Below are 26,803 nucleotides of genomic sequence, written 5' to 3' on the forward strand. Positions count from 1 at the left end.
GCCCGATCAGGCTCTCGACAGCTTGCTCGCAATGTCTTCGATCGCCGCTGCGAGCGCGTCCATCTGCTCTGCACTGTTGAACAGACCTGGTGTTACGCGAACACAGGAGCCCCGCATCACCCCGCTGCGGTAAACGGTGAAGATCCGATGCTTCTCGAACAGTTGGCGCGCGAGCGCAGCGTTTGCCGCATCGCTGGTTACGCCATGGAGGCGGAAAGACGTGATGCCCCCATGAAGCTCTGCATCATCCGGCGTTAGGACCTCGACCCGAGGTAATCGACGCACACGGCTGACCCACCGGTCGCGCAACATGTTGAGCCGGGCAGCGCGGCGACCAGCGCCTATCGAGCGCTGAAACCTCAGCGCTGCCGGCAACGTCAGCTGGGCGGCGAAATCGACGGTGCCGGTGTGCACCCGCGACTGGACGCCGTCACGCATCGTGGCATCGTTGGCCGAATCCGGATCGATGCGATCAAGCGCCGAGCGCCGTACGTACATCGCGCCGACGCCGAGCGGATTGCCAAGCCACTTGTGGCAGTTGAGGCCAATGAAGTCACAGTCGAGATCAGGAAGGGCGAAGTCGAGCTGACCCCAGCTGTGGGCGGCATCGACGATGGTGTCGATGCTGCGGGCGCGAGCGGCCGCAGCAATCTCCCTTACTGGTATCACCAAGCCGGTGCGGTGACTGAGATGGGTCAGCAGCACCAGCCGCATTCTGGGATTAGCATCGAATGCCGCAGTGTAGGCGGCGACCAACGACTGTCTGGTGGCGGGTTCCGGCAGAGCGATCTTGATCACCGTCACGCCGCGGCGTGCATGAAGGCTCTCCATGCATGCCTGCATGCTGTCATAGTCAAGGTCGGCGTAGAGAACCGCATCCCCCGGCTTCAGACGGTTATATCCGAGGATCAGCGCCTTCAACGCTTCCGTAGCGTTGCGGGTAAGGGCGACATCCTCCGCGGGCACGCTCAACTCGGTCGCAAGATCCGCCTTGCCGGCGATTAGATCTCCGACCAAGCCGCGCCTTGCATAGTAGCTGGTGTCGCGGTTCACCCGTTCCACGAGACGCAGATACTCGGCCAGCACCGGTCGTGGCATGGTGCCCCAATTGCCGTTCTCGAGCTGGATGACGTCGGATGGCACATCGTATTGTGCCGCGATGCCCTTCCAGAAGGCTTCATCGGTAGCGGACGATGCCGACGAAGCCGGGGCCATGGACGCCGCGACATGAGCGACGGGCAAGCCGATGGCCGCTCCCATGATGCCGCGGCGTCCAATGCACAGATCTCGCATCAGAAGCGCATTCCGATCCGGACGTAGTAGTTGCCGCCGTCCGTGTCGTAAGGCGCATTGCGGGAATAGACGAGACCGCGGGACGCCTGGAAAACGGCTTCGTCCGGGTAGGTGTTGAAGACGTTCTCGGCCCCACCGCGGAGCGTGAAGTGATCGTCGAGCCGGATGCTCGCGGATACGTCCACCATCGTCATCGAGCCGAAGCGCTGGAAGATCGTGCCGGTCGCGTTGCCGGTCGAGTCCTCCCAGCCGCCGTAATAGCGGCCGCGTACCAGCAGCCCGACAGGGCCGATATCGTAGCCGGCGGTCGCCACGCCATTGTGCTGTGGCAAACGCTGCTCGAAAATGCGCCGCTGCGCGTCGTTGCCGATGGCTGCGCTCGCCCCGGTCGTGACCTTGGTCTGGTTGTAATTATAGGCAACGCTCAGGTTAGCCCGACCAGCTCCGATCTGGCGCACATAAGTGAGCACCGCATCGATACCGCGCGTGCGCGTGTCGAAGTCGTTGGTGAAATAGCTAAGCGAGGTATAGCGCTGCGGATTAGCAAAGGACGCCGGTACCATGAAGGTGCGGGACTCGCTAAACCGGTCGTCGACCTCGATCTGGTACAGATCGACGCTGCCGCTGAGCCCGATCCTTGTTTGGAATGTGAGGCCCGCGGTCGCCGTTCTCGATGTCTCGGGCTTCAGCGCCTTGGCACCAAGCGCGATCGCCAGAGGATCGGATGGCGACAGCCTTCCCTGGTTGAAGACCTGCAGCGTGACCGTGTCGAGGCCCTGCGTTGTGGACGTGGTGTTGAGCTGCGCCGGAGTGGGAGCGCGGAAGCCGGTGGAGTAGGTGGTCCGCGCCGCCAGGCCGGTGATCGGCTCGACACGTGCCGACAGCTTGTAGTTGAAGGTATCACCGAAGTTCGAGAAGTCCTCGTACCGCCCCGCCGCGCCCAGCGTCAGCGCAGTGACCGGCTTCCACTCGAGATCGAGATATCCTGCATAGCTCTCCTGGTCCCACTCGCCCGCCCGCTGCGGGCCGAAGCCGGGAAAGCCGTTGGAGCTGGGAGCGAGTCCGAAGGCTGCCCCGGGACCTATCGCGTAGGATGCAGGATCGCCGAGCCCCACTTGGTAGGTCTCGACCCGCCGCTCGGCGCCGAACGCCACGTTGACCGGTTCCGCGGTGCCGACGGGCAGGCGATAGACGAAGTCCGCGTTGAGATTGAACTCTCGCTGCTCCAGCCGCCCCAGGTAGAAGCTGGTCGGGCTGACAGGCCCAAGCGACGCGTTGAGACTTTCACCCAATGTATATTCAATCCGGCTGCGGCCGAAAGAGGCACTCAGGTCGTAGGTCAACGGCTCCGCGATGGTGCCCTTGGCACCCGTCACTGACTGGTAGTCGCTGAACGTGGTGCCGAGCCGGGGCGTGAAGCCCAGCGGATAGATGCTGTTGAAGGAAAAGCCAGGGAAGGCCTGTGTCGCGCGATACACGCTCGCCGTGCCGTCGGGGTTGCGCCAGTTGAAGTCCGTCAGCCCCTCGCCCTGCTGGACGGTGCCGAATGCATACAACGTCAGGGCATCGGCGAAATCGTAATGGGCGTTGACGGCACCTTCGACACGCTCTTGGTCGGGCTGCCCCCAGCGTTGAACGGGGTTAGGCAGGGTCAGCTGCGGATGTGCGGCCTGGAAGGCGATGGCATCTGGCCGCTGACGCGACCGCGAGGTCGCCTCGGCATGGTCGTACTGACCGGTGAACACCAGGCTGCCACCGTCACCCAGGGCGATCCCGCCACGCAGGCCGGTCTGATACTCGTCGCCGTCGCCCCGGTAGTATTGGGAATACTGGCCGAACGCCTCCATTCCAGGCTCGGCGTCGAGCACGATGTTGACGACGCCGGCGATGGCGTCGGAGCCGTATTGCGCCGACGCGCCATCGCGCAGCACTTCGACACGCCCGATCGATAACGGAGGGATGCCAGCGAGATCGGGAGCCTGCGCACCACGCGTCCCGAGCAAGGCCGAGCGATGGTAGCGTTTGCCGTTGATCAGGACGAGCGTCTGATCCGCGGAGAGACCGCGAAGCGTGGCCGGACGGACGAAGGCCTGCCCGTCGGCTGCTGGGAGACGCTGTACATTGAACGATGGCAGCAACTGCGCCAGCGTGTCCGACAGGTCATTGGAGATCGTGGATCCGATCGCCTGCCTGGAGAGCACGTCCACTGGTGCAAGGGTGTCGAACTGCGTGCGGCCGCGATCACGGGTGCCGGTCACGACGATTGTGTCGTCCGGTGCCGCAGCAGTCATTTCATCTGCCGACGGAACTGCCACCGGCTGAGGAGCAAGCGTCTGGGCGTTGGCAGACGAATAGGCGAGCAGCTGCAGCGCGCTGGCTACGCTGACACTCAATAATTTCATGGTTCCCCCAGGGACGTTCAGGCCTTCGTGGCTCTGAGCGACGCCCTAGGTCGCCGACGTTGCACAGCGGTGACGGCGCTCTTGCGGATTTAAGTCATACCCCTGACTGCCGGCCCGTCCCGTACGAATCAGGCTGACCCAAAATCGGCCGTTCAGTGCAAGCGTAGCGCTACTCGCAAGCGGTCGCTCGTTCATGTCCAAGGACCCTTTTCTGGAACAGGCAAACATACCCGGCCCCACCGCCTTCCGGCGTGGACCTAAGGGCCGATCTCCAGCGCCCGCCAGCCGACAAAGGCCGGGCCCGCGAAGCGATTGTGCTCGTTGAGCTTTCCACAGCGACAAGGCGGAGACGGCATGAACACGATTGAGCGAGGCGCTGGACGCACGCTGCTTCTGATCCACGGCCTGGGCGGGAGTTGGCAATCGTGGAGCACCGTCTTGGACCCACTCAGCGCCTCGCGAAAGGTCATCGCGGTCGACCTTCCCGGCCATGGGGCTACCCATGCCGAGTCCGACAGCGGGACGTTTGATGGTTTGGTCGGCAGCGTCGAGCGTTACATCGCGGAGGCTGGCTTGTCTGGCGTCGATGTTGTCGGCAGTTCCATGGGCGCGCGGATTGTACTTGAGCTCGCGCGGCGCGGACTCGTCGGCAACGTGGTCGCGCTTGATCCTGGTGGCTTCTGGCGAGGCTGGGAGCGCACCTTCTTCAGAACCACCATCGGCGCCTCCGGTCGCTTGCTGCGGGCCATTCGGCCCGGCCTGCCGGCGTTGAGCCGGAACTTAGCGTCGCGCACGGCGCTGCTCGCTCAGCTCTCTGCGCGTCCTTGGGCGCTTGACGGGGAGACCGTCGCGACTGAGCTGGAAGGTCTCAGTAAGATGCCGACATTCGATGCGCTGGTCCGGAGCCTTGCCACGGGACCTGAGCAGTCCGGCCCCGCCGCCGCCGGTACCGGCCGGGTCGTCATCGGGTGGGGCAGGCACGACCGGCTCTGCCTCCCCAGACAGGCTGCGCGCGCGCAGGCAGCCTTTCCCGGCGCCGAGCTGCACTGGTTTGATGGCAGCGGGCACTTTCCGATGTGGGACACGCCGGAGGAGACAGTCGCCGTCATTCTCGACGCGACGAGGTAAAGCCCACCCGCTGGACGGCTTGATTGCGCGATGATGGCAGCATCGACCCAGATTCGGCCGCTCGCTGCCTCTCCAAGGCTTCTCAACTCCGGACATACATTCAGCATTTGCTTTCCAACTCCGGCCCGCAGACCTTCGGTTGGGAGAGAGAGCGATACCGCACAGGAGCCGATACTGGCGGCCCTCGCCAACGCGATCGCCGATGCGGCTGCGCAGGTGTCGTCAAACTCCGCCTGCGCGAAGGACGACATTTCAAGGATGGGGTCAGTTAGCCGGTGTTGAGAGATGTCTGGATAGCGCCTCCAGAAAGAGGTGGACCTTCCGCGGCACAAGCCTACGCGTCGGCAACACCGCCCAGATGCCCTGGTCAGGCACGGCACCGTCAGCCAACCTGATCTCTGTGAGCCGTCCGGCAGCCACGTCATCGCGTACGTTCCATTCCGAAAGTTGCACGATGCCCAAACCCCGCAAAGCCGCTTCGTGCAGCGCCTCCATGCTGTCAGCGGCGAAGCGGCCGGCCACCGTCTGGCGGACGGCACGCCCCTTGTGCTCGAAGCTCCACTGGCGGGCGGCCGGAACGGCCAGGCAGTCGTGCTCTCGCAGTTCGACGACTCTTGTCGGGGCAGGATGGCTCGCCAGGTAGGCGGGGGCCGCGTAAAGGCCGCGTGCATTGTTCGCCAATCGGCGCGCGACGAGAGTGCTATCCTTTAGCTCGCCGAAACGCACTGCAACATCGATACCCTGCGCCGCAAGGTCGGCGACCGCGTCGCTCAACAACAGTTCTACCTTGAGCCGCTGATGTTCGTTGAGGAAGCCGACGAGCATCGGTGTCAGGATCTTGCGTCCGAACGGAACCGATGCAGCCACCCGCAGCAGGCCACCCGCTTCCTCGTCTCCGCCAGAAACCGCCGCTCGGCCGTCCTCGGCATGCGCGAGGATCGCCTCGGCGTGGGGTAGGAACGCCTCACCCTCCGGCGTGAGCGAGAGCGACCGCGTGGTCCGATGGACCAACCTGGCGCCCACCTCGGCCTCCAGCACGGCCAGCCGTCGCGACGCTGCAACCGGGGTCAGGCCCAGGCGACGGCCGGCCCCCGACAGGCTGCCCTCCTGCACCGCTTCGATCAGGACGGCGAGGTCGGCGAGATCCAGCATATCGTGGCCTGATAAGCCGGCATGTCCGGATGCGCTACTTATGCTTTCCACCGACAAGGTCCAGATGGAGTGAGATCACCGCATAACCAGGAGGCCCGCATGACAACCACAGCACCTGCTGCCGGCGCAGGGTCGGGCCACCGGCTCGGCTCCGCCCTTAACTTTTCGATGGCGGCGGCAGCGGGCATTGCGGTCGCCAACATCTACTACAACCAGCCGATGCTCGGCATCATGGAGCGGGACCTCCCCGGCTCTGTCACCAGCCTCGTGCCCACGGCGACGCAGCTCGGATATGCCGCAGGACTGTTCCTGCTGATCCCGTTGGGTGACCTGATCGAGCGCAAGCGCCTGATCATCATCCAGTTCGGCGGCCTTGCGGTCGCGCTCGCAATCGCCGGGTCAGCACCCGGCGCGACCATGGTCATTCTCGCCTCGCTGCTAGTCGGTGTTCTCTCGACGGTCGCCCAGCAGATCGTGCCGTTCGCCGCGCACCTGTCCACCCCGGAGCGGCGGGGAGCGACCGTGGGCACGGTCATGGCCGGCCTCCTCTGTGGCATCCTCCTCAGCCGCACGCTCGCAGGCTTCATCGCAACCCACGCCGGCTGGCGCGAGATGTTCTGGCTTGGCGCGCCGATGGCGCTGGGCGCCGGCGCGCTCATGGCGGCGTTGCTGCCGAAGAGCACGCCGGAGACAACCCACACCTATGGCTCGTTGATCCGTTCGCTAGGTGGCCTCTGGTCCGAGTTTGCTGCCCTGCGGAAGGCAGCGATCACACAGGCACTGCTGTTCGCTGGCTTCAGCGCATTCTGGACCATCCTCGCGCTACGCCTGCAGGAGCCGCGCTTCTCGCTGGGTGCCGACGTCGCCGGCCTGTTCGGCATCGTCGGTGCCGTCGGCATTCTCGCGGCGCCCTTGGCCGGGCGCATCGCCGATCGTCGCGGGCCGCATCTGGTAATCCTGCTCGGCGCTGTCCTGACGCTGGCGGCGTGGGCTGTGTTCGGCGCATTCGGCACTGTCGCGGGCCTGATCGCGGGCGTCATCCTGCTGGACTTCGGGGTGCAGAGCGCGCTCGTCTCGAACCAACATGTGGTCTACGCCCTGCGGCCCGAAGCCCGCGCGCGCCTGAATACCATCTTCATGGGCGCCATGTTCCTTGGCGGTGCTGCCGGGTCCGCCGGTGCGACCCTCGCGTGGAACGTCGGCGGCTGGACGGCGGTGGTCATGCTTGGCATCGTCTTCTCCGCCATCGGCGTGGTGATCCAGTCCGCCGGCCTGAAGCGGGAGGGCTGAACCATGCGGATCGTAACCGCCGGAGGGTCGATGGCTGAACTCTTCGCGGCCGTCCTGTTGCGCCCGGGCAGGCACGCCAGAAACATCGTCGACGCCTCTCTGGTCGAGGTGTCATGGGGGAACTAGGTACAGGATCAGGCTGCGGGCGTGGTGCTTGCACTGACGCTGGCGCACCGTTCGCAGTGGAGGACAGATGATGACCTGCAGACACGCCGATACGATCCGCACCGTCACGCCAAGCGCGCTCGGCTGCGAGGAATGCTTGAAGATCGGCAGCGAATGGCTTCATTTGCGGCTCTGCCGCGAGTGTGGCCATGTCGGGTGCTGCGACCAGTCCCCACTCCGTCATGCAACAGCGCACTTCCATGCGACCCACCACCCCATCATCGAAGGCTACGATCCCCCGGAGGGTTGGGGCTGGTGCTACGTCGACGATGAGTTCATCGACCTACCCGATCAGACGCACCAAACGCGTCCAATCCCACGTTACTACTGACCGGGTCACCCGTCGCGATCTGACCGAAGTAGGGCGAGCGATAAGACTCAGAAGTCGACGCCGAGCACGTCTTCGATGCTTCCTGAAGGCGTCCGTTCGTTGAGGTTGTTAGAGTGTCGGCCCCGCTCTCGCGTGACCGGTCGATCGCACGCGATGATCGTCAAGCTGCTGATCAAGCGGCGAGACTGCGCGCCATGTCGATGAACGCCCGAAACGCGGCCGAAGGATTGCGCCGGTTGGCATAGTAAAGGCAAACGGGTGACAAAGGAGGCGTCCAGTCTTCCAGCACCCGAACGAGCCGGCCGGCGTCGATGTCCTCGGTCACGTCGGACTCCATGGCGTAGGCGATGCCCATGCCATCCAGAACGGCGAACCGCGTGAGACTGGCCTCGTCTAGCGTGATCGGCCCATCGACGTCGATCTGTAAGGGTTGTCCGTCCTTCTCGAACTGCCAGCGATGCAGCGCCCCGTTGGGTAGCCGAATGCGCAGGCAGGCGTGGCGCAGGAGATCGGGTGGGACGCTGGGCTTGCCGTTTGCCTCGAAATAGGCGGGCGTCGCGACCACGGCAAAGCGTCGCGCAGGTCCGATCGGCACCGCGATCATGTCGCTCGGCACAAGGTTGGCGCTTCTCAGGCCGAGATCAAACCCGGCGGCGACGATATCAACGATCCGGCCCTCCGTGACGACATCGACGTGGACCTGCGGATAGCGGTGAAGGAAGGGGAGCAGTAGCGGACGCATGACCTCGCGCGCGCCGGTCGCGAAGGCGTTGATTCGCAGCGTGCCCGAAGGCGTCTCCTGATGCGCGCGCACCGTTCCCATCGCCTCGTGCAGCAACCGGACCGCCGGCCGCACCTGGTCGACGAAGGTCTGTCCGGCATCGGTCAAAGAGACGCTGCGGGTCGTTCGATTGAACAGCCGCACGCCGAGCCGACGCTCCAGCTTGCCGATCAGGTTGCTCAACGCCGTGGTCGACAGCCCGAGTTCCAGCGCCGCGGCGCGGAACGATCCCCGCCGTGCAATGGCCAGGACTGCGTCGAATTCGATGAGCCCGTGCGTCGCCATTATCCCACTTTCCACAACGCCGTATGGCGCTTTGCCCTGATTATCAGGAATGATCGAGCGCGCTAGCTATGTCTCGCCTCGCAAGGAGTCGGAAAATGCCGATCGATCTACCCAAGCCCATCGCCGACTTCGTCGCCGCGAACGCCCGTCTCGACCTGGACGGGATGGTGAAGCCCTTCACGCCCGACGCCGTCATCGTCGACAATGGCAAGCGCTTCGAGGGACACGCCAGCGCGCGCCCTGTTCGAGCATGAAGTCGTGCCGGTGAAGGCGATCTTCACGCCCGAGACCGCCCGACACAAGGCGGGACGAGTGGTGGTGGAGGGCCAGGCCCATGGTACGTTCCCGGGCAGCCCGTTGCGCTTCACCTACGATTTCACGCTCGAGAACGACGCCATCGCCGTGCTGGAGATCAAGCTGTGAGCGTCGTGACCGATCCCAACGAGTTCGCGGGCAAGCGGGTGCTCGTCAGCGGCGGCACCAAGGGGTTGGGCCGCGCCACTGTCGAGCGCTTCCTGACCGGGGGCGCACGGGTCATCACCGCCGCTCGCGGTTATGCCGACCCGGTCGGAGACGCGGTCTTCGTACAAGCGGATCTCACGACCGCGGAGGGCAGCAAGGCGCTTGCCGAAACGGCACTCGATCAGATGGGCGGGATCGACATCCTAGCGCATGTGATCGGCGGCTCGTCTGCGCCCGGCGGCGGCTTTGCCGCGCTGACCGACGACCACTGGCTGGCCGAGCTGAACCTCAACCTCCTCGCCACCGTCCGGCTGGATCGCCTCCTGGTCCCGCAGATGATCGAGCGCGGGGCCGGGGCGGTGGTGCACGTCACCTCGACCCAGTCGATCCTGCCCTTGCCGGACTCGACCACCGCGTACGCCGCCGCTAAGGCCGCGCTCCGGACCTACAGCAAGTCCCTCTCCAAGGAGCTGGGTCCCAGGGGCGTGCGGGTCAACGCGGTCTCTCCCGGCTGGATCATGACCGAGTCCTCGGTCGAGTTTCTTCAGCGCCTGCGCGCCGCGAATGGCGGCACGATCGAGGAAGCGCGGCAAATGGTGCTTGATGGATTGGGTGGCATCCCGATCGGCCGCGCAGCCGAGCCTCACGAAGTCGCCGACCTCATTGCCTATCTCGCCTCGCGCCGGGCCGCTGCAATCCACGGCGCAGAGTTCATCATTGATGGCGGAACGGTTCGAACTGTCTAACTCTTGGGGCATAAAAATCGGAGAGTTGTCATCGACCCACAACTTGCCACTCAGGCTGCCTCACTGGCCTCCCAACCTCGGTCACTCGTTAATTAGCTGACGATCCAGCGGACAGCCTTGTCCAGGTGTCAGAAACAGAGTCGTCGACGGCCTTCGACGCGGGATTGAAAGTCGCCTCAGTCCCGCTAAACTGGGCATGTCGGAAAAGGCAGGCTTGGTGTGGTCAGCCCAAGCCCTTCTGGTAACGGAAGCTCTGGTCTTTGGCCTTGGCCGGGATCCCCACGACGAACAACGGACGTCCAAGACGGGCGTTCGGCAGTTCGTCTGCGAGGGTGCCTGGACGAGGAACGCTCCGGTCGAACACTCGACTGAGGAGCGCCTGTTATGTCTTCCGATCATGATTCCAAACACAATGTCATCATTGCTGGCGCTGGCCCCGTCGGCCTGTTCCTGGCGTGCGAGCTGCGGCTTGCCGGCTGCTCGGTGCTCGTGCTCGAGCGCGCTCCTGCGCCGCAATCTCCGCTGAAGGCGCTGCCGTTCGGGTTGCGCGGCCTGACGCTGCCGACAATGGACAGCCTCGACCGTCGTGACCTTCTTGCGCCTCTGAAGGCCCGGATGAGCGCAAGAGGCACGGCAGCCGCGGCGCCCTGGACAGTTGGAGCGCGCCGTCCCGCCGGCCATTTCGCTGGCTTGCAGTTTTTCCGCGATCGGGTCGACGATACGGCATGGCCGTGGCGAGCGGCGGGTTCGTCCGAGCTGCTGGCCGTCGCTTTGGCGGACATCGAAGCGGTGCTGGCGGCACGGGCGACAGCGCTCGGCGTCACGATCCGCTACGATAGTGGGGTCGACGGGCTCGAACAGGTCGAGGACGGCGTGGTCGTCCATACCGGAACCAAGTGGCTTCGTGCCGGGTGGCTGGTTGGCTGCGACGGCGGCCGCAGCACAATACGCAAGGCCGCCGGGATCGGCTTTGCCGGCACCGAGCCGGAGTTCACCGGCTATTCAATGTCCCTCCGCCTCGCCGACCCGACCCCGTTGCGGCCGGGTCGCCAGCACACCGCAACCGGCATGTACACGTTCGCCCCGCCCGGTACGGTCACGATGGTGGATTTCGACGGTGGCACACGCCACCGGGCCGGGCCGCTGTCGCGCGAGCATGTCGAGACGGTGCTGCGCCGCGTCTCGGGCACCAATGTGACCGTGACGGCCCTCGACCGCGCGACGACGTGGACCGATCGGGCCTTCCTCGCGACCCAATACCGCAAGGGTCGCGTCCTGCTCGCCGGCGACGCCGCGCACGTGCACGCCCCGCTCGGAGGACAGGGCCTCAACCTCGGGCTGGGCGACGCGATGAACCTCGGCTGGAAGCTCGCCGCCACGATCGCCAGCCGCGCTCCTGCGACCGTGCTGGACAGTTACGAAGCCGAGCGGCGACCGCAAGCCGAACTGGTGCTCGACTGGTCACGGGCACAGGTTGCCCTGCTGCGGCCAGACCCGGGTTCGGCGGCGCTTCGATCGATCGTCCGGGCCCTGATGCAAACGCGCGATGGCGCCACCTACTTTGCCGGGCGGGTTTGGGGTGCTGGGCTGCGATCCGAAGACGACGGGGCAGTTCATCCGCTGATCGGCCGAAGCGCGCCCGATGTCGCGCTCATGAACGGGCGACGGCTGAACGACGTCCTGCGTGACGGGCGAGCATGGCTGATCGACCTCGACCCCGCTGAGCCCTTGCGATCGGTCGCCGCCGGATGGGCGGACCAGCTCGGCTACCTCGCCGGCACGACGACGGCGGTTGTGGATTCCGCCGCCCTGCTGGTCAGACCCGACGGGGTGGTCGCCTGGGCAGGCAGAGAAGCCGATCGCGCCGGGCTGGTGCCAGCCATCACCCGCTGGCTCGGTGACCCTGCCCAATCCGGCCTGATGGTCGATCAGGCCGCGGCGCCCGCCGAATAATCCATTGCGGCGAGATCGGTGATCAGATCAGGGCCTGACGGCTCCCAGCCCAATCGCACCCGCGTCCAGGCATTGGACGCGGTCATGTCGAGCGCGGCAAACGGTGCCATCCAGCCGAAGTATCGCTCGACGTCATCGATCGCAATCGAACGAACAGGAAGCCCGGAGCCCTTGCCGATTGCCTCGGCGATGGCGCGTGCGGCGATGCCCTCCTCTACCGAAGCATGATAACGCGCACCCGGCTCGCCCCTCTCCAGCGCCAGGACGTAGAGCTTCGCCACATCGCTGACGTGCGCCGCAGCCCAGCGCGTCTGCCCTTCGCCTACGTACGCCACCGCTCCGGCGCGGCGCGCTTCGGCGACCAGCGGCGTGATCAGCCCGGCCCTCGTGGTATCGTGCACCTGCGGAAGCCGGATGGTGCGCACGTCTATCCGTTGCGCAATCAGTGCGGCGCCGGCGAGTTCGGTCGCAATGCGCGGATTGGCGTGGTGCGGGTTGAGCACATCCTCGATTGCCGGCCCGCCCTGGAGCGGCGTGCCGATGCCCACCCCGGACGTAAGGAGGAGCGGCTTGTGCGTCCCCGCCAGAGCCTCGCCCATCGCGGCGATATTGCGCTCGTCTTTCTTCGTGTTTTCGAAGAAGGTCTCGAAATTGTGGTCAAATGCGCAGTGGATCACCGCATCGGCCGCCGCAGCGCCGCTGGCCAGCGTCTCGGGGCGCTCCAAGTCGCCGCGATGAACCTCGACGCCAGCCGCTTCGAGTTGCCGGGCACCTGCATCGGAACGGGTGAGGCCCAGCACGCCGTGGCCGCGGGCGAGCAGTTCGGGGATGATGTGCGAACCGATGAAACCGGTCGCGCCGGTCAGGAACACGCGCATGGAAAGTCTCCTTCTTGTCCCCGGCTATTTCGCAACACTACGCACCCTGTTAAACTAGTGACCTTATCGTGGTATAACATTCAACAGGATGCGGTCATGGCCAGCAAGGCACCCAACCAGCTCGGCACGTATCTGCGCGATCGTCGTATTCGGCTCGATCCGGCAGCGTTCGGGTTCGGCGGCGGCCGCCGGCGCACCCCAGGTCTCCGCCGCGAAGAGGTGGCGAGCCGGGCCAATATCAGCCCCACGTGGTATACCTGGCTGGAACAAGGCCGCGGCGGCGCCCCATCGGCCGACGTGCTCGATCGAATCGCCAAGGGCCTGATGCTGACCGAGCCCGAGCGCGAGCACCTCTACATGCTGGGCCTGGGCCGTCCGCCCGAGGCACGCTACCAACCAGTCGACGGCATCACGCCGCGTCTGCAGCGCGTGCTCGACGCGATGACGCTGAGCCCCGCGATCATCAAGACGGCGATGTGGGACGTCGTCGGCTGGAACCGGGCGGCGGCGATCCTGCTGACGGACTATGCCAAGCTGCCGCGCGAGGGACGCAACATCCTCCGGCTTATGTTCGGCAGCGACCATGTCCGCGCACGGAACGAGGATTGGGACAGCATCGCCCGTTTCGTGGTCGGCGCCTTCCGGGCCGACGTAGCACGTGCGGGCGCCAACAACAGCGCGGAGGCGACAAAGCTGATCGCCGAGCTTTGCCGGGTCAGTGCCGAATTCGAGGCGCTGTGGCAGGACAATGACGTGGTCGCACACGGGGACGGCGTGAAGCGCATCCACCATCCCGACGCAGGGCTACTCGCGATGGAATTCTCGTCTTTCGCCGTCGAAGGCAGGCCGGAACTCGGAATGATTATCTACAATCCCGCTTCATCCGACGACGCCGGTCGCCTGCGCGCGCTGCTGGACGCGCGCCAAGGTGAATGATCCTGACGAGCGCTGCTTGGCCTGACCGATCTCAAACCCGCGCTGGTCGCCCTTGTCACCATCTGTTCGGCCATCGATGGAGCAACCGCGGCTGCGGCCCGACGTTTACGGCGCAACGGAGATTGCCGATGCTAGCCCTCGCACTTGCCCTTGCCGCCGCCAGTCAACTCGATCGATGCCTCAATGAGGGCGAGGCGGCGAGTGGCGTGACCCCGGCCATGTCGGCCTGTTACGTCGCGGACTACCAGCGCGCCGACGCGCAACTGAACGCCACGTATAATGCGGCGATGAAGCGCATTCCGGTCGCCCGTCGGGCCGTTCTGCGCGCATCGCAACGCGTGTGGATTAGAAAGCGCGATGCGGCTTGCCCGATTGACGATCGCCCCGGCGTTGGCACGATCGAGACGTTGAACCATCCCGCATGCCTGACAAAGCAGACCACCCGCCGGACTAGCTGGCTGACGCGCTTCCGCTAATTTCGCCGAAGCTCGCCTATGGCCAGACGTGTTGACCCACAACCAGACGTTCAGGCGCATTTCGGCGGTTCCCGGAAGCAGATACTTGTTCATATCAAAGGCAGGCCCGGTATGATCACCTTCGACGTTCCGCATTGAACGACGTTCAGCGTCATCACGGGCATCCCGAGGGATATGATGCTAAGGGAGTTTGGCCGGACTAGGCCTGCGCGGTCGGCCTGATCACGATCTCCCCGACGTTCACACCGGCAGGCTGCCCGATGGCGTAGGCAATAGCCTGTGCGATGGTCTCCGGCGGCATCGCTATCGACCCACCCGCCGCAATGCGCTCCCGCAGAGCTTCGTCACGGATGTGGTCCGCGAAGCCTGTAGCCGTGAACCCGGGCGTCAGCGTGGTGACGCGGAGCTCTCCCGCCAACTCCTGTCGGAGGCCGTCGCAGATCGCAACGACGGCCGCTTTCGTGCCCGAATAGACCGCCATGTTCGGCACGATCTTGCGCGCAGCCGTCGACGCCACGGCGATGAAGTGACCGGAACCCTGCTCGCGGAAGATTGGCAGGGCGGCGGCGATGCTCCATAAAACGCCCTTCACGTTCACGTCGACCATCGTCTCCCAGTCGTCGAGTGCGAGATCGTCGACCGGACCGATCGGCATGGCGCCTGCGTTGGCGACGAAGACGTCGAGGCGTCCGAAGGTCGCGACGGCACACTGCGCCAACGCGCGGACGTCCTCCCGGCGGCGTACGTCTACGGGAAGGTGGGTCGCCGCGCCCCCGGCTGAGGTGATCTCCCTGACCACATCGCGGAGTCGGTCCCCGTTCCGGGCGCCCAGCACTACTCTGGCGCCCCGCTCCGCGAGGTAGCGCGCGGACGCCTCTCCCATGCCGCCACTCGCGCCCGTGATCGCCACCACCGCACCGTCGATATTCATCAGGATTCTCCTTCATTGGCTGCTCGGGATTGTGGACCCGCGGGCCGTCGACCGCGCTCTACGCTGCTGGCGACTGCGAAGCGCTGCGCGGGAAGCTGACGCCGGCAAGCTCCTCGGAAACCTGCCAAAGGCGCGCGGCGACCGCCTCGTTCATCGCCCGCGTCGGCACCTTCGCGGGCGTCGGGTGGCCGCGCACCTCGGCGATGCCATCCGGTCCGTAGTAGGCGCCGTTAGCCACGTTTAGCGCTGTGGCAGCATAGAGGGTCGGCAACGCCCCGCGGTCCGCCGGCTGGAACAAGAACGGCAGCAGCGTCCTCGCAAGCCCGTGGGCGCTGCGGCGACCAGGTCCGTTGTGCAGCAGGTCCGTCCGCGCGATCCCCGGATGTGAGGCGATGCTGCGGATCCCCCAGCCTAACGCGTCGCTTCGCCTCTGCAGCTCCAGCGCGAACATCAGGCAGGCGAGCTTTGACTGGCTGTATGCCCTCATTGCCGCGTACCTGCGCGCCGAGTTCAGGTCGTCGAAGTCGATGACGCCGGCGCGCGCGGCGACGCTCGACAGCGAGACCACCCGCGCGTCCCTGCGCAGCAGCGGCAGGAGATGGGCGGTCAAAGCGAAATGGCCCAGATAGTTCGTTCCGAACTGGAGCTCGAAGCCGTCGGCGGTGACCCCGCGACGAGGCGGCACCATTACGCCGGCGTTGTTGACGAGGATATCGACGGCTTCGTGTCGTTCGGAGATGCGGGCGGCGAACGCCGCAATCGAGGTGAGGCTGGCGAGGTCCAACTGCTCGAAGCAGACCGGCGCCGATGGGACAGCCGCGCAAATCCTGCTCAAGGCTTCAGCGCCCTTGGCTCCGCTCCTACCCGCAATAACAACCGACGCTCCTGCACGTGTTAGCGCAAGGGCGTCTTCAAACCCCAGCCCCCCGGTGCCGGTCACGATCGCTATCCGGCCATGCTGGGCTGGTATGTCGGCCTGCGTCCACTTGGTCATGATTGCGCCTTTCAACAAATCTGCACCCGGTGTAATATGCACTATGCACTCGGTGCAACTATTTTGTTAAAGGCTTGCTCGTGAACGTTTCCTCTGGTGCATCCCCGTCGCTTGGAGCCCGCGAACGCAAGCGACGTGACACGCTCCGCCGCATCACGGACGCCGGTGTGTGCCTGTTCATCGAGAAGGGCTTCGAGGGGGCAACCGTGGAGGAAATCGCGGCCGCCTCGGGAATCTCGCGCCGGACCTTCTTTCACTATTTCGACTCCAAGGACGACATCCTGCTGTCGCTCCAAAGCGACGTTGGCGAGATGATCGCGGCGGAGGTTCGCCGCGCGTCACCGGGCAGCTCTGCCTTCGAACTCGTACGCGACGCCGCGTTGAGCGTCTGCGCGTCGATCCCGCACGAAGACATGCTGGCCCTGGACCGCCTGATGCGGGGCAGCGCGTCGGTGCAGGCCCGCAAGCAAGCGAGCTACCGGCAGCAGGAGGAAGCGCTCTTCTTGGCGCTCAGGGAACGATGGCCCCAGCCCGCGCGCGAGACCAGGCTCCGAGTGCTGGCGATGGTAGCAGTCGGAGCGACGCGCCTCGCGTCCGAGACGTTTAACCAGGAGGGCGGCGCTCGGCCTTTCGACGAGGTGCTTCGGGGCGCGTTCGACGCGGTCACCGCCGAGTTCGCCGCCGCCACAACGTGATCGGGCGTAGTGGCGCGTCCTTACGGCGCGCGCTTCGCCGGGATCCCGCACGATCAGCTCACCGCCAAGTCTTCGTGACCCAGAAGCCGCCATTCAATGGCGCTTGGTACCGTCCCGAAATCCGACGCCTGTTCATCTCCGTTTATAAGCCGACGTGTCGGGCATCAATGCGGCGATACAACGATGCTCTGCGGTTCCGAAAAAGCGTACCGACCATCGATCTCGTCCATCGTGTAGCCGAGGGAAGGGGCGACGCGCTGGACGAGCGGCTCCCACTTGCCGCGGCCGGCGACATAACGCTCTACGCCGTCCGATTGCACCGAAATACCTGCGCGCTCCATGGTCTTGGTTGCGGCTACGTAGCTCTGCCGCCACCGCCCTGTCTCACGTAAGTTTGCCGCCTGGTTCTTGGTGGATGGCAAGTTTCGGTCGAGCGTCTCCAGCAGCATGAAGGCGCCCTGCCTCAGCGCAAAGACGGGTGCCGAGCTTACAAGCGTCCTGTAGCGCTGCGGATCAAGCCCGCTGTCGATCAGCGTCGTTAAGTCGAGAATGACAAAGGTAAAGCGCGAGACTGCATAACGCGGCTCTTCGAAGCGGAAGTAGAACAGCAGCGGATAGAAATGGTGCGCCTCCTTCGTTGCCGCGAGCGACCGAACGAGGTTGCCGAGCTCGCTCGCGGCGTCGTCGGCATCGCCGTCCGGCATCAGCCGCGCCAGCATCGCCGCGGCATCACCCGTGCCGTCAGCCATCAGGTCGATCGTCAGCGCCAGCGCATTGCGCTCCCGAAGTGCCGAGTAGACCTGTACGAGGTAGCTCAGCACGAGGCTCAGCACCGACGCGCCGATAAGCGAGTCGATCAGGAAGAGAATGCGGGTGCCGGACGTATGTGGAGCATAATCGCCGCCGCCCACGATCGAGAGGCTGTTGCCCGCGACAAGAAGCGCCGTGATGAAGTCGGTCGGGGTGTCACCGCTGGATGGACGGATCGAGGTGCCAAGCTCTGGCTGGATGACAAGCGCCGCAGCAGCCGCCAGCCCGAGCGCCCAGAAGCCGATCAGCGACACGACGATGAGCGGACCGGCGAGCGACAGAACCGTGCCACGACGTCGGCCGAGCAGCTTCGCAAGGCTGTGCAGCACGGCCCAGATCGCTCGTGTCCAGTATGGCGCGAGCAATCCCGTTCCAGCCCGCGCGTAAAGCACGGTCAGGAAAATGTCCGTGAGGAACAGCAGCATCAGTGCCGCTCCGATAAGCTGTTCGAACGTCATAACCGGCTGCTCCTCTCGATTGTCTGGATCGTCGCCGTCATGGCGAATGATGAGCGGGGAGCTCGCTTGAGCCTACAGCATAGGGAGCCGCCGCGGCCGAGGGCCGAGCGGGAATGCCGCGTCGATCCGGGCGAGTTCGGCTTCTGTCAGTCGCAGAGCACCAGCGCCCGCGTTGTCGGCGGCGTGCTCGGCGCTAGACGCCTTCGGAATCGCGAAAGTTGACGGCCGCCGCACGAGGAAGCGGAGCGCGACCTGACGCATAGTCGCACCGTGGTTTGCCGCGATCTCCGCCAGCACGCGACCGCCGGGCGAGCGTGGATCGGGGAAGCTGCCGTGACCGAAGGGGCTGTAGGCGACGGTGGCGACGCCATGCTCCTCGCACCAGGGTAGCACGGCGTGCTCGATCGCACGCTCCTCCAGATGGTGGAGCACCTGGTTGCAAGCGATGCGTCCTTCCCCGCCCGCTGCCCAGGCCGCTTCGAGATCGGGAACGTCGAAGTTGCTCACCCCCCAGGACAGGATCTTGCCCCGCTCGCGCAGTCTCTCGAAGGCTCCAAACGTATCCTCCAGCGGATACGAGCCCCGCCAGTGCAGGAGGTAGCAGTCCAGCCGATCGGTACGTAGGCGCGCGAGCGAGCGCTCGCAGGCGGCAACCTTCCCGGCTCTGGAGGCGTTGCTCGGGAGCACCTTGGAGACGAGAAGCAGCTCGTCGCGGCGGCCGGCAATCGCCTCGCCCACCACATCCTCGGCATCGCCGTACATCTCGGCGGTGTCGATGTGCGTCATGCCGAGATCGAGGCCCCTGCGCAGCGCGGCCACGGCGCTGGGCCGGTGCGCGTCGTCGATATACCATGTGCCCTGGCCAATGACCGGAACCTCGCGCACGAGGGCGCCAAACGGGCGTTGCCCCATGCCCACGCTGTCCTGCGTCGCCGTCACGGTCGCCCTCCTGCTTCCTCAATGCGCCACAGCTGCGTGTCGAGGCGTGGGCCGTTCTCGGGCTTGAACCAGCTCATGTCCTGGATGCGAGAACTGGTGACGTAGACGCTTCCGTCCGGTCCCTGCGAGAAGGTATCGGGCCAGCGCAGGCGCTTGTCTTGGACGAGGGTGGCGATGCGATTCCCGTCGCGTACATGCACCGCGTCCTGCTCGATCGCGCTGAGGTACATGCGCCCGCGGCCGTCGATCCAAAGTCCGTCGGTCGGCTCAGTCTGGGCGGCGCGCTCCACCCGCGAGGCGAGGGCCTGCTCGGAAAGGCGCGCGTCGTCCAGGACGGCGGTGGCGATGCGGTAGAGCGTGCGGCCGGTTAGCGCCTTCCAGTAGAGCGTGCGTCCATCGGGGGAGAGCGCGATGCTGTCGGCGGCGAACTCGACCCCGCGCCCATCCGGGCGGCGCAGCTCCCGTCCATCGGTTTTCACCACCACGTCCTTTTCAGGCTGCGTGCTTGGGTGGCCATCAAGGACGCGCCGCGCCTTTCCGGTCTGCAGGTCGACGACGACGAGCGCGCCTTTGACTCCGGCATCGGTCAGATACGCATGGCGGCCATCCGGCGAAAACCGCACATCGTTCAGATAGCTGCCCTGCGGAGCCACGGTCTCGTCGAAGCGGATCACCTGCGCGACCTTGTTCGTCTTCAGGTCGATCCTGACGAGCTTGGGCCCACCCTGCACAACGGCTGCAGTCGCCGGCGCGGCAGGATCGACGACCCAAAGATTGCCGCGGGCATCGGCCACAACGCTCTGGACGCACACGAAGTGATCTCCGGCAGACATCTGGTTCTTCTTGGCATTGCGCCAGGCGTTCCATTCGCCATCGGGGTAGGGCCTGATTTGGCCATCACGCATCACCTCGGCAACCGAGATTGGGGCATCCTCCGTCCACCTAGGGAAGTTGACGAAGACGCGCCCGTCTTGCGAGACGGTCACCCCGGTCACCTGGTGCTCGAAGCTGGCGACCTGCGTGAGGCGCACTGTTTCCTGGCCTGGAGCGGTCCGCTCCTGTGCAAGGGAGGCAGTGGCGAGGATCGTCATCGCCACTGCGGCGGACGCGACTGTGAGCCTGGTCATGATCACCTCTGCGTGGTTGACTGCATCAGCCGATGAACTCTCAGGGCGCGAAAACAGCGCGCACGCAACCGTCTTCCTTGTGCTTGAACATGTGATACCCCTTGGGGCTGTCCTCGAGCGAGAAGCGGTGCGTAGCGAGGGCAGCGGGCGTCAGTTCACCGCGCTGCGCGTGTTCGAGCAGACGCGGAACATAGGCTTGTCCGTGTTGCTGCGCAGTCCGAACTGTAACGCCCTTGTTCATGAGCAGGCCGAGCGGAAACTTGTCCATTACGCCGTAGACGCCGAGGATTACTAGCGTGCCGCCCTTGCGCACCGCCAGCATCGCCTGCCGGAGCGCGGTCCCGCGATCCGTTTCCATATAGAGCGCCTGCTTCACGCGATCATAGGCGTGCTGCAGCCCGGTGCCGTCCGCTTCCATGCCGACCGCGTCGATGCAGGCGTCCGGCCCACGGCCGCCGGTCAGTTCCTTCAGCGCGTCTATAACGTCCACCTGCGTATAGTCGAGGGTGGTGGCGCCGAACGCCGCAGCCTGCGCGAGTCGCTCTGGATAACGATCAATCGCTATCACGCGTTCGGCACCGAGGATCATCGCGCCTTGCTGCGCCATAAGGCCGACACCGCCGCAACCCCAGACCGCGACCACATCACCCCGCTGGATGTTGCAGAAGTCCGCGCCCATGAAGCCCGTCGGTGCGGCGTCGGAGATGAACAGGGCCGCCTCGTCCGACACGCCATCGGGCACCACGAAGCAGTCCGTGTTGGCGAACGGCACGCGGACATATTGGGCGTGCGCGCCCGCATAGCCGCCGAAGGCGTGAGAATAAGCGTAGATGCCAGCCGTCGGATAGCCCAGAAGCGGCTCCTGAAGCTCGGGCTTCGGATGGGTCGTGTCGCACAGCGAGTAGAGATCGTGCGCACAATACCAGCAGTTCCCGCAGGCGATGAACGAGGGCACGACGACGCGATCGCCACGTTTCACGTTGGTCACCTCGCGCCCGACATCAACGATCTCGCCCATGAACTCGTGACCGAGAACGTCCCCGGCTCGCATCGTCGGGATCAGGCCGTCGATCAGGTGCAGGTCCGATCCGCAGGTCGTCGAAAGCCGGACCTTGAGGATCACGTCGTTCGGGTTGATGATCTCGGGGTCAGCAACCGATTCTACCCGGAGATCGTTGACGCCGTTCCAGCATAATGCGCGCATGTGATTGGTTCCTACTGGTCGGTGCCGCCGTTGCGGGCAGCGGGTTGGGGATCGGTGGTCGGGATCTCGCCGGTGAGCGCGAGGGCGCGAAACCTGTAGAGCGCCTTCAGCACGATCTCGCGCGGCACGATGTGGAACAGCTTGCTGACGGCGTCCCCGACCACGCCTCCCGGAGGATCGAACCGCACGTCGAGGTGCAGTTCCGTCCCGCGATCGCCGGGTGCCGGCCGAAAGGTCAGGGCGCCGGCATTCGGCACGTCGGCGCCCCCCAGGGTCGACCATCGGACTTCGTCCGGCCTGGTCTCTGCGATCACGGTGCGCCACCGGTATTCTCCTTTTGCCGGACCGTGGGCGACCCACTCCGCGGTGCGATCGTCCAACGCCGTCACATCGGCGAAATGCGCCCAGACCTTGGCCTGAACATCTGGCCGCAGCCAGAGTGCGCGAAGTTCGTCGGCGGGCCTGCCGATCGTGATGGCAGTGCGTGCGCCGGCATCAAGCGACGCGTCGGGTGCAACGGCGTTCATGGGAAATTCCTTCTGCTGCCACGCAAGAGACGGTGTAGCTATGCGGCCACTACGGGGAGCGCGTTCGCAACGGTGCCCTCTGCCCGATAATCCGGTGGCGTCTCGAAGTCCTTGCGGGCAAGGCCGCGAGAAGCCTGCACGCCCCGTGGCCATCCGCTGCGATCCGAATAGTCGCGGTCGCTGCCGGGCGGCCGGCGGTGCGCGGCCTTCACGCCGGTGTAGGCGATGACGTCGAGCAGGGTGATGCCCGCCACCATCGCGGTCGCAACAGCGGCGTTGCGGCGCTTGGGGTTGTCGGGGTGGAGCGCGGTGGCGAGCGTTGCCAGATCGAGTGCGTCGCCCCCGATCCGGGCGGCAAGCCCTATCGGCTTGTCGACCGACAAGGTCGGGACTGCGCTCGCCAGCTCGCGCGCGCCGTAAGCTCGTATCAGTCCCTCCTTGCCGTCGAGTCCGAGATTGCGCGCGATGCGGCCCGGCGCGACGAGTTCGGCTACGCCGAGCCCGATCGAGAACCAGCCGAGCGCGCGGGCCAGCCGGTCGGCGCCACTGAGCGAGCTTGGGCCTTTGCGCTCGACGCGGGGGTCGCCCTCTGAGCGGGCGATCCTGGTAAGGTTCGTAAGCGGCATCACGTGCCTCCTTCAGGGCTGGAGCATGACCTTGATGCAGCCGTCCGCCTTGTCGCGGAACTTGGCGTACATCTCAGGACCTTGGGAGAGATCGACCTTGTGGGTGATCACGAAGGACGGATCGATCTGCCCTTCCTCGATCCGGCGCAGCAGGTCTCCCGTCCAGCGCGGGACATGCGCCTGCGCCATGCGGAAGGTCAGGCCCTTGTTCATCGCCTGCCCCATCGGGATCTTGTCGACTAGGCCAAGGTAGACGCCGATGACCGAAATCACGCCGGCTGGACGACAGACGTAGATCATCTCGCGCAGCACGTGAGGCCGATCGTTCTCCATCATCAGCATCTGCTTGGCGCGGTCGAGCACCGTGTCGGGCTGACCGAAGCTGACATGACTCTCGGTGCCGACGGCATCGATGCATTTGTGCGGGCCCTGGCCATCGGTCAGTTCGTTGAGCCGGTCGACGACGCTCTCCTCCTTGAAGTTGATTGTGATCGCACCGGCCGCCGCCGCCATCGACAGCCGCTCGGGCAGATAGTCGATGGCGACCACCTGCTCGGCGCCGAGAAGGATCGCCGAGCGGATCGCCATCTGGCCGACGGGACCGCAGCCCCAGATCGCCACCGTGTCGGTGGGCTGGATGTCTGCCTGCACGGCGGCCTGCCAGCCGGTCGGCAGGATGTCCGACAGGAACAGCAGCTTCTCGTCGTCGATGCCGTTCGGCACCTTGATGTGCGTGGTGTCGGCGAAGGGGACCCGCAGATATTCGGCCTGCCCGCCGGGATAGCCACCGGTCAGGTGCGTATAACCGAACAGGCCTGCCGTCCGGTGGCCGAACGCCTTATCGCCCAGCTCGCCCTTGCGGTTTGTCCGCTGGCACACCGAGAAGTTGCCGCGCAGGCACTGGTCGCACTCACCGCACTGGATCGTGAATGGGATCACGACGCGGTCGCCCTTCTTGAGCGTGCCCTTCGCGGCGCTGCCCACGTCGACGACCTCGCCCATGGTCTCATGGCCCATGATGTCGCCGGGCAGCATCGCCGGGACGAGATTGTGGAAGAGGTGAAGATCGGAACCGCAGATTGCGCAGCTCGTCACCTTGATGATCGCATCACGGGGATGCTCGATAGCCGGATCGGACACCGTGTCGTAACGGATATCCTCCTTGCCGTGCCAGACTAGGGCCTTCATGCCGATCTCCTCGGGTGGACGAGACCACCTTCGGCGGGATGGCGGTCGGCGGGCATACGGACGATCCCTAGGGAACTTCCCTCAGAGCCGAGCCGTTGCCGCTTCGTCGGCATGACTTAAGGAGAGCCGGCACCATGCCGGACAAGTCGCCGCCAGCGGTCGCATCGAAGGATAGCGAGACAAGGTCCGATGAGGAGGTGGCTGCACGCCAGCGGGCAGAGCGCGCACTTCACGAGCAGCAAGCATTGCTAGCCTCGGTGCTGGACAACCTTCCGCTGGCAGTCGGCGTCTATGACCGCGGCGGCGAGCTGATCCATTCAAACCAGCGCCTGCGTGACTATGCCGACCTGACATCCCTCCCCTCACGCGGGCTGGCCGGCTCGCGGCGTTGGCGTGCTTACGACCGCGACGCTCGCGCGGTCCCCCCAGAAAATTATCCGGAGGCGCGGGCGCTCCGTGGCGAGACGGTTATGCCCGGGATCGACTTCCTCTATGAAGCCCCGGATGCGGCCGAGCGATGGGTTCGGATCAGTGCGGTGCCGTTTCGTCCCAAGGGCGAGGACGCCGATCAGGCCATCCTCGTCGTTCAGGACGTGGATGATCTCAGGCGAGCATCTGAACGGATCGAGGCGGCGGGAGCGGTGCTTGGCCGACAAGCCCGCTTTTTCGAGGCGAAACTGTCGTCGATCCCTGACTTCGTTTACGCCTTCGACCGCCAGCGTCGCTTCACCTACGCCAATCCTGCGATGTTGGGACTGTTCGGACGCTCAGCCGAGGAGATGCTCGGCAAGACCTTGGCCAATCTGGATTACCCGCCGGAGCTCGTAGAGCTACTCAACAGCCACATCGACAAGATATTCGAGACAGGCGAGACGGTCGAAGACGAGGTCTACTTCAACAGTCCGACCGGCTACGCCGGCTATTTTGCTTACCTGTGGGGCCCTGTCCGCGCCGACGATGGAACGGTCGAGCTGGTCATCGGCGTATCCCGCGACACACGTGAACGTCGCGCGTTCGAGGAAGCGCTGAGAGAGAGCGAGGCGCGTTTGCGCGCCGCCACCGATCTCGTCGGCCTTGGAATATACTCATGGAACCCTGTGACTGGCGATCTCCAGTGGGATGATCGCCTCCGCGCCATGTGGGGCCTCCCCCCGGATGCGGCCGTCGACACCGGCGTATACGAAGCCGGCATCCACCCGGATGACCTGCCGCGCGTGCAGAGCGCCATTGCCGCATGCATCGACCCGGCAGGTGATGGCCGCTACAATGTAGAATACCGCGTGATCGGGCGCGATGACGGCGTCACGCGGAATATCGCCACGTCGGGCCAGGCGACCTTCGCCGACGGGCGGGCGGTCGGCTTCATCGGTGCGGCGATCGACGTCACCGCTCAGCGCCGCGTCGAAACCGCGATCCGGATCAGCGAAGCCCAGTTCCGCAGCTTTGCCGCGCATAGCAGCAACCTCATCTGGATCGGCGATCCGGCAGAGGGCACGATCATCTATCGCAGCGCCGCTTACGAGAGGATCTGGGGCGTGCCTTGTCGAGACGCCCCTAACCGCTTGTCCGAATGGATGAAGGACGTTCACCCCGACGACCGGCAACAGGTCGAACATGCCCTCGCAAGCGTGAAGGAAGGCGAGGTCACCCAATTCGAGTACAGGATCATCCGCCCCAGCAATGGCACGATCCGCTGGCTTCGTGATACCAGCTTCCCCATCCCTAATGACACGGGTGCCGTGACGCGGATCGGCGGGATCACCGAAGACCTGACCCAAGACGACGTCCGCCAAGTTTATATCGTAAGCTCCAGGGCGGCAGAGGCGCGCAAGCTGGGGACGCTCGTCCGCACGATTGGTTATCGCGCGCGATCGTTCGAGAGCGCGTCGGCATTTCTGGACATGGCCGCGGTCCTCTCACCGGGCTGTGTGCTGATCGATCTTCGCAAAGGAAGGAACGACGCGCTTTCGGTTCCCCGAGAGCTGAAGGCGCGCTCGGTGGCACTGCCGACGATCGCGCTGGACGGTCCGGGCATGGATGCGTCGGCGGCCGTCGGGGCGATGAAGGCGGGCGCGATCGACTATGTCGTTGTGAAGGATGAAGCCACGCTCCGCGCGACCCTCGCGAGCGCGATGGCGGAGTGTCATGGAGCAGCGAAGCCGGCGTCGGGTGATGCGATTGCGGGTGCCCGCATTGCCAGATTGACGACGCGCGAGAGGGAGGTGCTCGTGGGACTGGTCGATGGAGGCACTAACAAGATCATCGGCCAGAAGCTCGGGATCAGCCCACGCACCGTGGAGATTCACCGAGCGCAGGTGATGAACCGCCTGAACGCACGCAGCCTGACGGAACTCCTCCAGATCGCACTGGCCGCCGGCATCGTGCCCGCTGCTGAAGGTGGTGAGGACGAGAGCAGGCCTACTTAGGAACCGTCCGGATGCCAGCGCTCGAGGGTCGGAGACATCGATGTTCCTGCCCCGCGCAACCGGCTTCGACCCGCGGCCGGCCGATGTTCACCCTGGAGGCTGACGTGACCCGCTCGATCTATGATTATCATCAGATCCGCGCGAGAGAAGAGGTCGAACGAGCCGGCTCGGCTACGAGCGACTGTGCGCGCCATGCCCATCTTGAACTGGCACGGCTTCACGTCGACCGATCAGGGATGGGAGCTGTCGAGGGTCGTAGTTCGTGTCCCCTGGACGCCGTCCCAGGGGAGAACACCGCCAGCCGCGTACCGGCTGCGCCTTGAAAGTCGCTTGAGGTTCCGCACACGTAGCTCGCGGCGTGCTAATCGATTTATAGCTGTCGGCTATGACCCAAACCTGGACGCTCCAGACGCTGTTGGAGCTTCCCACTTCCAGCCGTTCGTTCAGGAAGCGAATTGCCAAGCTCCAGGACAGTCATTCGGCGTCCAAACGTTCTGCCCTGATCCGATCGATAAGGCGTTGTGCGACAGAATGGCGGACGGCATTTCCGCGCTCGATCTTCTTCAGAGTATTGTAGCTTATGCCGAAGCGTTGCTGCAG

25 protein-coding genes are annotated in these 26,803 nt (G+C 65.3%); 11 read left to right on the forward strand and 14 right to left on the reverse strand.

Features of this window, described 5'->3' with window-relative positions:
* Nucleotides 1-6 precede the first annotated feature (6 nt).
* Together HD841_RS13730 and HD841_RS13735 are read right to left on the reverse strand one after the other, a co-directional pair.
* Nucleotides 7-1,293 (reverse strand): aminotransferase class V-fold PLP-dependent enzyme, encoded by a 1,287-nt coding sequence (locus tag HD841_RS13730; RefSeq protein ID WP_179509469.1) that lies wholly within the window; start codon nt 1,291-1,293, stop codon nt 7-9.
* Entirely contained in the window at nt 1,293-3,695 is a 2,403-nt protein-coding gene (locus tag HD841_RS13735; protein ID WP_179509470.1) for a TonB-dependent receptor plug domain-containing protein, read from the reverse strand. Before HD841_RS13735 ends, HD841_RS13730 begins: the two co-directional genes overlap by 1 nt.
* 354 nt (nt 3,696-4,049) lie before the next feature.
* Here HD841_RS13735 and HD841_RS13740 point away from each other — a divergent pair, with 354 nt between their 5' ends.
* Complete coding sequence (locus HD841_RS13740; protein WP_179509471.1) at nt 4,050-4,823, forward strand: alpha/beta fold hydrolase; 774 nt, start codon at nt 4,050-4,052, stop codon at nt 4,821-4,823.
* A 264-nt stretch (nt 4,824-5,087) separates the two neighbouring features.
* Here the strand turns inward: HD841_RS13740 and HD841_RS13745 are convergent, their stop codons facing one another.
* Nucleotides 5,088-5,975: a LysR family transcriptional regulator gene (locus tag HD841_RS13745; RefSeq protein ID WP_218845564.1), complete on the reverse strand. Its 888-nt coding sequence runs from the start codon at nt 5,973-5,975 to the stop codon at nt 5,088-5,090.
* Between the two features lie 99 nt (nt 5,976-6,074).
* Between HD841_RS13745 and HD841_RS13750 the strand changes: the two genes are divergently transcribed.
* Nucleotides 6,075-7,265 (forward strand): MFS transporter, encoded by a 1,191-nt coding sequence (locus HD841_RS13750; protein ID WP_257015571.1) that lies wholly within the window; start codon nt 6,075-6,077, stop codon nt 7,263-7,265.
* 196 nt (nt 7,266-7,461) lie between these two features.
* Nucleotides 7,462-7,761 (forward strand): UBP-type zinc finger domain-containing protein, encoded by a 300-nt coding sequence (locus tag HD841_RS13755; protein WP_257015572.1) that lies wholly within the window; start codon nt 7,462-7,464, stop codon nt 7,759-7,761.
* Nucleotides 7,762-7,933: 172 nt separating this feature from the next.
* Here HD841_RS13755 and HD841_RS13760 read toward each other — a convergent pair whose 3' ends face one another.
* Complete coding sequence (locus HD841_RS13760) at nt 7,934-8,827, reverse strand: LysR family transcriptional regulator (protein WP_179509473.1); 894 nt, start codon at nt 8,825-8,827, stop codon at nt 7,934-7,936.
* A gap of 95 nt (nt 8,828-8,922) precedes the next feature.
* On the opposite strand from HD841_RS13760, the gene HD841_RS20875 reads away from it, so the two are divergent.
* The 4 genes from HD841_RS20875 (at nt 8,923) to HD841_RS13775 (ending at nt 11,988) form a co-directional block, all read left to right on the forward strand.
* Entirely contained in the window at nt 8,923-9,081 is a 159-nt protein-coding gene (locus tag HD841_RS20875; RefSeq protein WP_306455783.1) for a hypothetical protein, read from the forward strand.
* A gap of 10 nt (nt 9,082-9,091) precedes the next feature.
* A complete protein-coding gene (locus HD841_RS20880; protein WP_306455784.1) occupies nt 9,092-9,250 on the forward strand; it encodes a hypothetical protein in 159 nt (52 codons plus the stop codon).
* The gene (locus HD841_RS13770) at nt 9,247-10,035 is read left to right on the forward strand and encodes an SDR family oxidoreductase (RefSeq protein ID WP_179509474.1); all 789 of its coding nucleotides are present in this window, start codon (nt 9,247-9,249) and stop codon (nt 10,033-10,035) included. The genes HD841_RS20880 and HD841_RS13770 overlap by 4 nt, the downstream gene beginning before the upstream one ends.
* Nucleotides 10,036-10,419: 384 nt before the next feature.
* On the forward strand, nt 10,420-11,988 hold the full coding sequence (locus HD841_RS13775) for an FAD-dependent monooxygenase (protein WP_179509475.1): 1,569 nt from the start codon (nt 10,420-10,422) through the stop codon (nt 11,986-11,988).
* Here the strand turns inward: HD841_RS13775 and HD841_RS13780 are convergent.
* Complete coding sequence (locus HD841_RS13780; protein ID WP_179509476.1) at nt 11,964-12,866, reverse strand: SDR family oxidoreductase; 903 nt, start codon at nt 12,864-12,866, stop codon at nt 11,964-11,966. The two genes, HD841_RS13775 and HD841_RS13780, sit on opposite strands and share 25 nt — an antisense overlap.
* Before the next feature lie 96 nt (nt 12,867-12,962).
* Here HD841_RS13780 and HD841_RS13785 point away from each other — a divergent pair, with 96 nt between their 5' ends.
* Both HD841_RS13785 and HD841_RS13790 read left to right on the forward strand, forming a co-directional pair.
* Nucleotides 12,963-13,802, forward strand: coding sequence for a helix-turn-helix transcriptional regulator (locus HD841_RS13785; protein ID WP_179509477.1), 840 nt, complete (start codon nt 12,963-12,965; stop codon nt 13,800-13,802).
* Between the two features lie 128 nt (nt 13,803-13,930).
* Nucleotides 13,931-14,278 (forward strand): lysozyme inhibitor LprI family protein, encoded by a 348-nt coding sequence (locus tag HD841_RS13790; protein WP_179509478.1) that lies wholly within the window; start codon nt 13,931-13,933, stop codon nt 14,276-14,278.
* A 199-nt stretch (nt 14,279-14,477) separates the two neighbouring features.
* Here HD841_RS13790 and HD841_RS13795 read toward each other — a convergent pair whose 3' ends face one another.
* Both HD841_RS13795 and HD841_RS13800 read right to left on the reverse strand, forming a co-directional pair.
* Nucleotides 14,478-15,209, reverse strand: a complete 732-nt coding sequence (locus HD841_RS13795; RefSeq protein ID WP_218845565.1) for an SDR family oxidoreductase — start codon at nt 15,207-15,209, stop codon at nt 14,478-14,480.
* A 58-nt stretch (nt 15,210-15,267) separates the two neighbouring features.
* On the reverse strand, nt 15,268-16,203 hold the full coding sequence (locus HD841_RS13800; protein WP_179509479.1) for an SDR family oxidoreductase: 936 nt from the start codon (nt 16,201-16,203) through the stop codon (nt 15,268-15,270).
* Between the two features lie 80 nt (nt 16,204-16,283).
* Here HD841_RS13800 and HD841_RS13805 point away from each other — a divergent pair, with 80 nt between their 5' ends.
* Complete coding sequence (locus tag HD841_RS13805; protein WP_179509480.1) at nt 16,284-16,898, forward strand: TetR/AcrR family transcriptional regulator; 615 nt, start codon at nt 16,284-16,286, stop codon at nt 16,896-16,898.
* A 164-nt stretch (nt 16,899-17,062) separates the two neighbouring features.
* Here the strand turns inward: HD841_RS13805 and HD841_RS13810 are convergent, their stop codons facing one another.
* From HD841_RS13810 to HD841_RS13840, 7 genes are all read right to left on the reverse strand, one after another.
* Entirely contained in the window at nt 17,063-18,166 is a 1,104-nt protein-coding gene (locus HD841_RS13810) for an ion channel (RefSeq protein WP_179509481.1), read from the reverse strand.
* Nucleotides 18,167-18,238: 72 nt separating this feature from the next.
* Nucleotides 18,239-19,105, reverse strand: a complete 867-nt coding sequence (locus HD841_RS13815; protein WP_373563025.1) for an aldo/keto reductase — start codon at nt 19,103-19,105, stop codon at nt 18,239-18,241.
* Nucleotides 19,102-20,232 (reverse strand): SMP-30/gluconolactonase/LRE family protein, encoded by a 1,131-nt coding sequence (locus tag HD841_RS13820; protein WP_179509482.1) that lies wholly within the window; start codon nt 20,230-20,232, stop codon nt 19,102-19,104. The genes HD841_RS13815 and HD841_RS13820 overlap by 4 nt, the downstream gene beginning before the upstream one ends.
* 40 nt (nt 20,233-20,272) lie before the next feature.
* On the reverse strand, nt 20,273-21,436 hold the full coding sequence (locus tag HD841_RS13825; protein ID WP_179509483.1) for a zinc-dependent alcohol dehydrogenase: 1,164 nt from the start codon (nt 21,434-21,436) through the stop codon (nt 20,273-20,275).
* An 11-nt stretch (nt 21,437-21,447) separates the two neighbouring features.
* Nucleotides 21,448-21,963, reverse strand: coding sequence for an SRPBCC family protein (locus HD841_RS13830; RefSeq protein WP_179509484.1), 516 nt, complete (start codon nt 21,961-21,963; stop codon nt 21,448-21,450).
* A gap of 38 nt (nt 21,964-22,001) precedes the next feature.
* The gene (locus HD841_RS13835; RefSeq protein ID WP_179509485.1) at nt 22,002-22,589 is read right to left on the reverse strand and encodes a hypothetical protein; all 588 of its coding nucleotides are present in this window, start codon (nt 22,587-22,589) and stop codon (nt 22,002-22,004) included.
* A gap of 12 nt (nt 22,590-22,601) precedes the next feature.
* Entirely contained in the window at nt 22,602-23,777 is a 1,176-nt protein-coding gene (locus HD841_RS13840) for a zinc-dependent alcohol dehydrogenase (protein ID WP_179509486.1), read from the reverse strand.
* Nucleotides 23,778-23,911: 134 nt separating this feature from the next.
* Between HD841_RS13840 and HD841_RS13845 the strand changes: the two genes are divergently transcribed.
* Nucleotides 23,912-26,203, forward strand: a complete 2,292-nt coding sequence (locus HD841_RS13845; protein WP_179509487.1) for a PAS domain S-box protein — start codon at nt 23,912-23,914, stop codon at nt 26,201-26,203.
* Nucleotides 26,204-26,803 lie beyond the last annotated feature (600 nt).

The sequence above is a fragment of the Sphingomonas melonis genome, assembly GCF_013409985.1.
GTDB classification, from domain to species: domain Bacteria; phylum Pseudomonadota; class Alphaproteobacteria; order Sphingomonadales; family Sphingomonadaceae; genus Sphingomonas; species Sphingomonas melonis_A.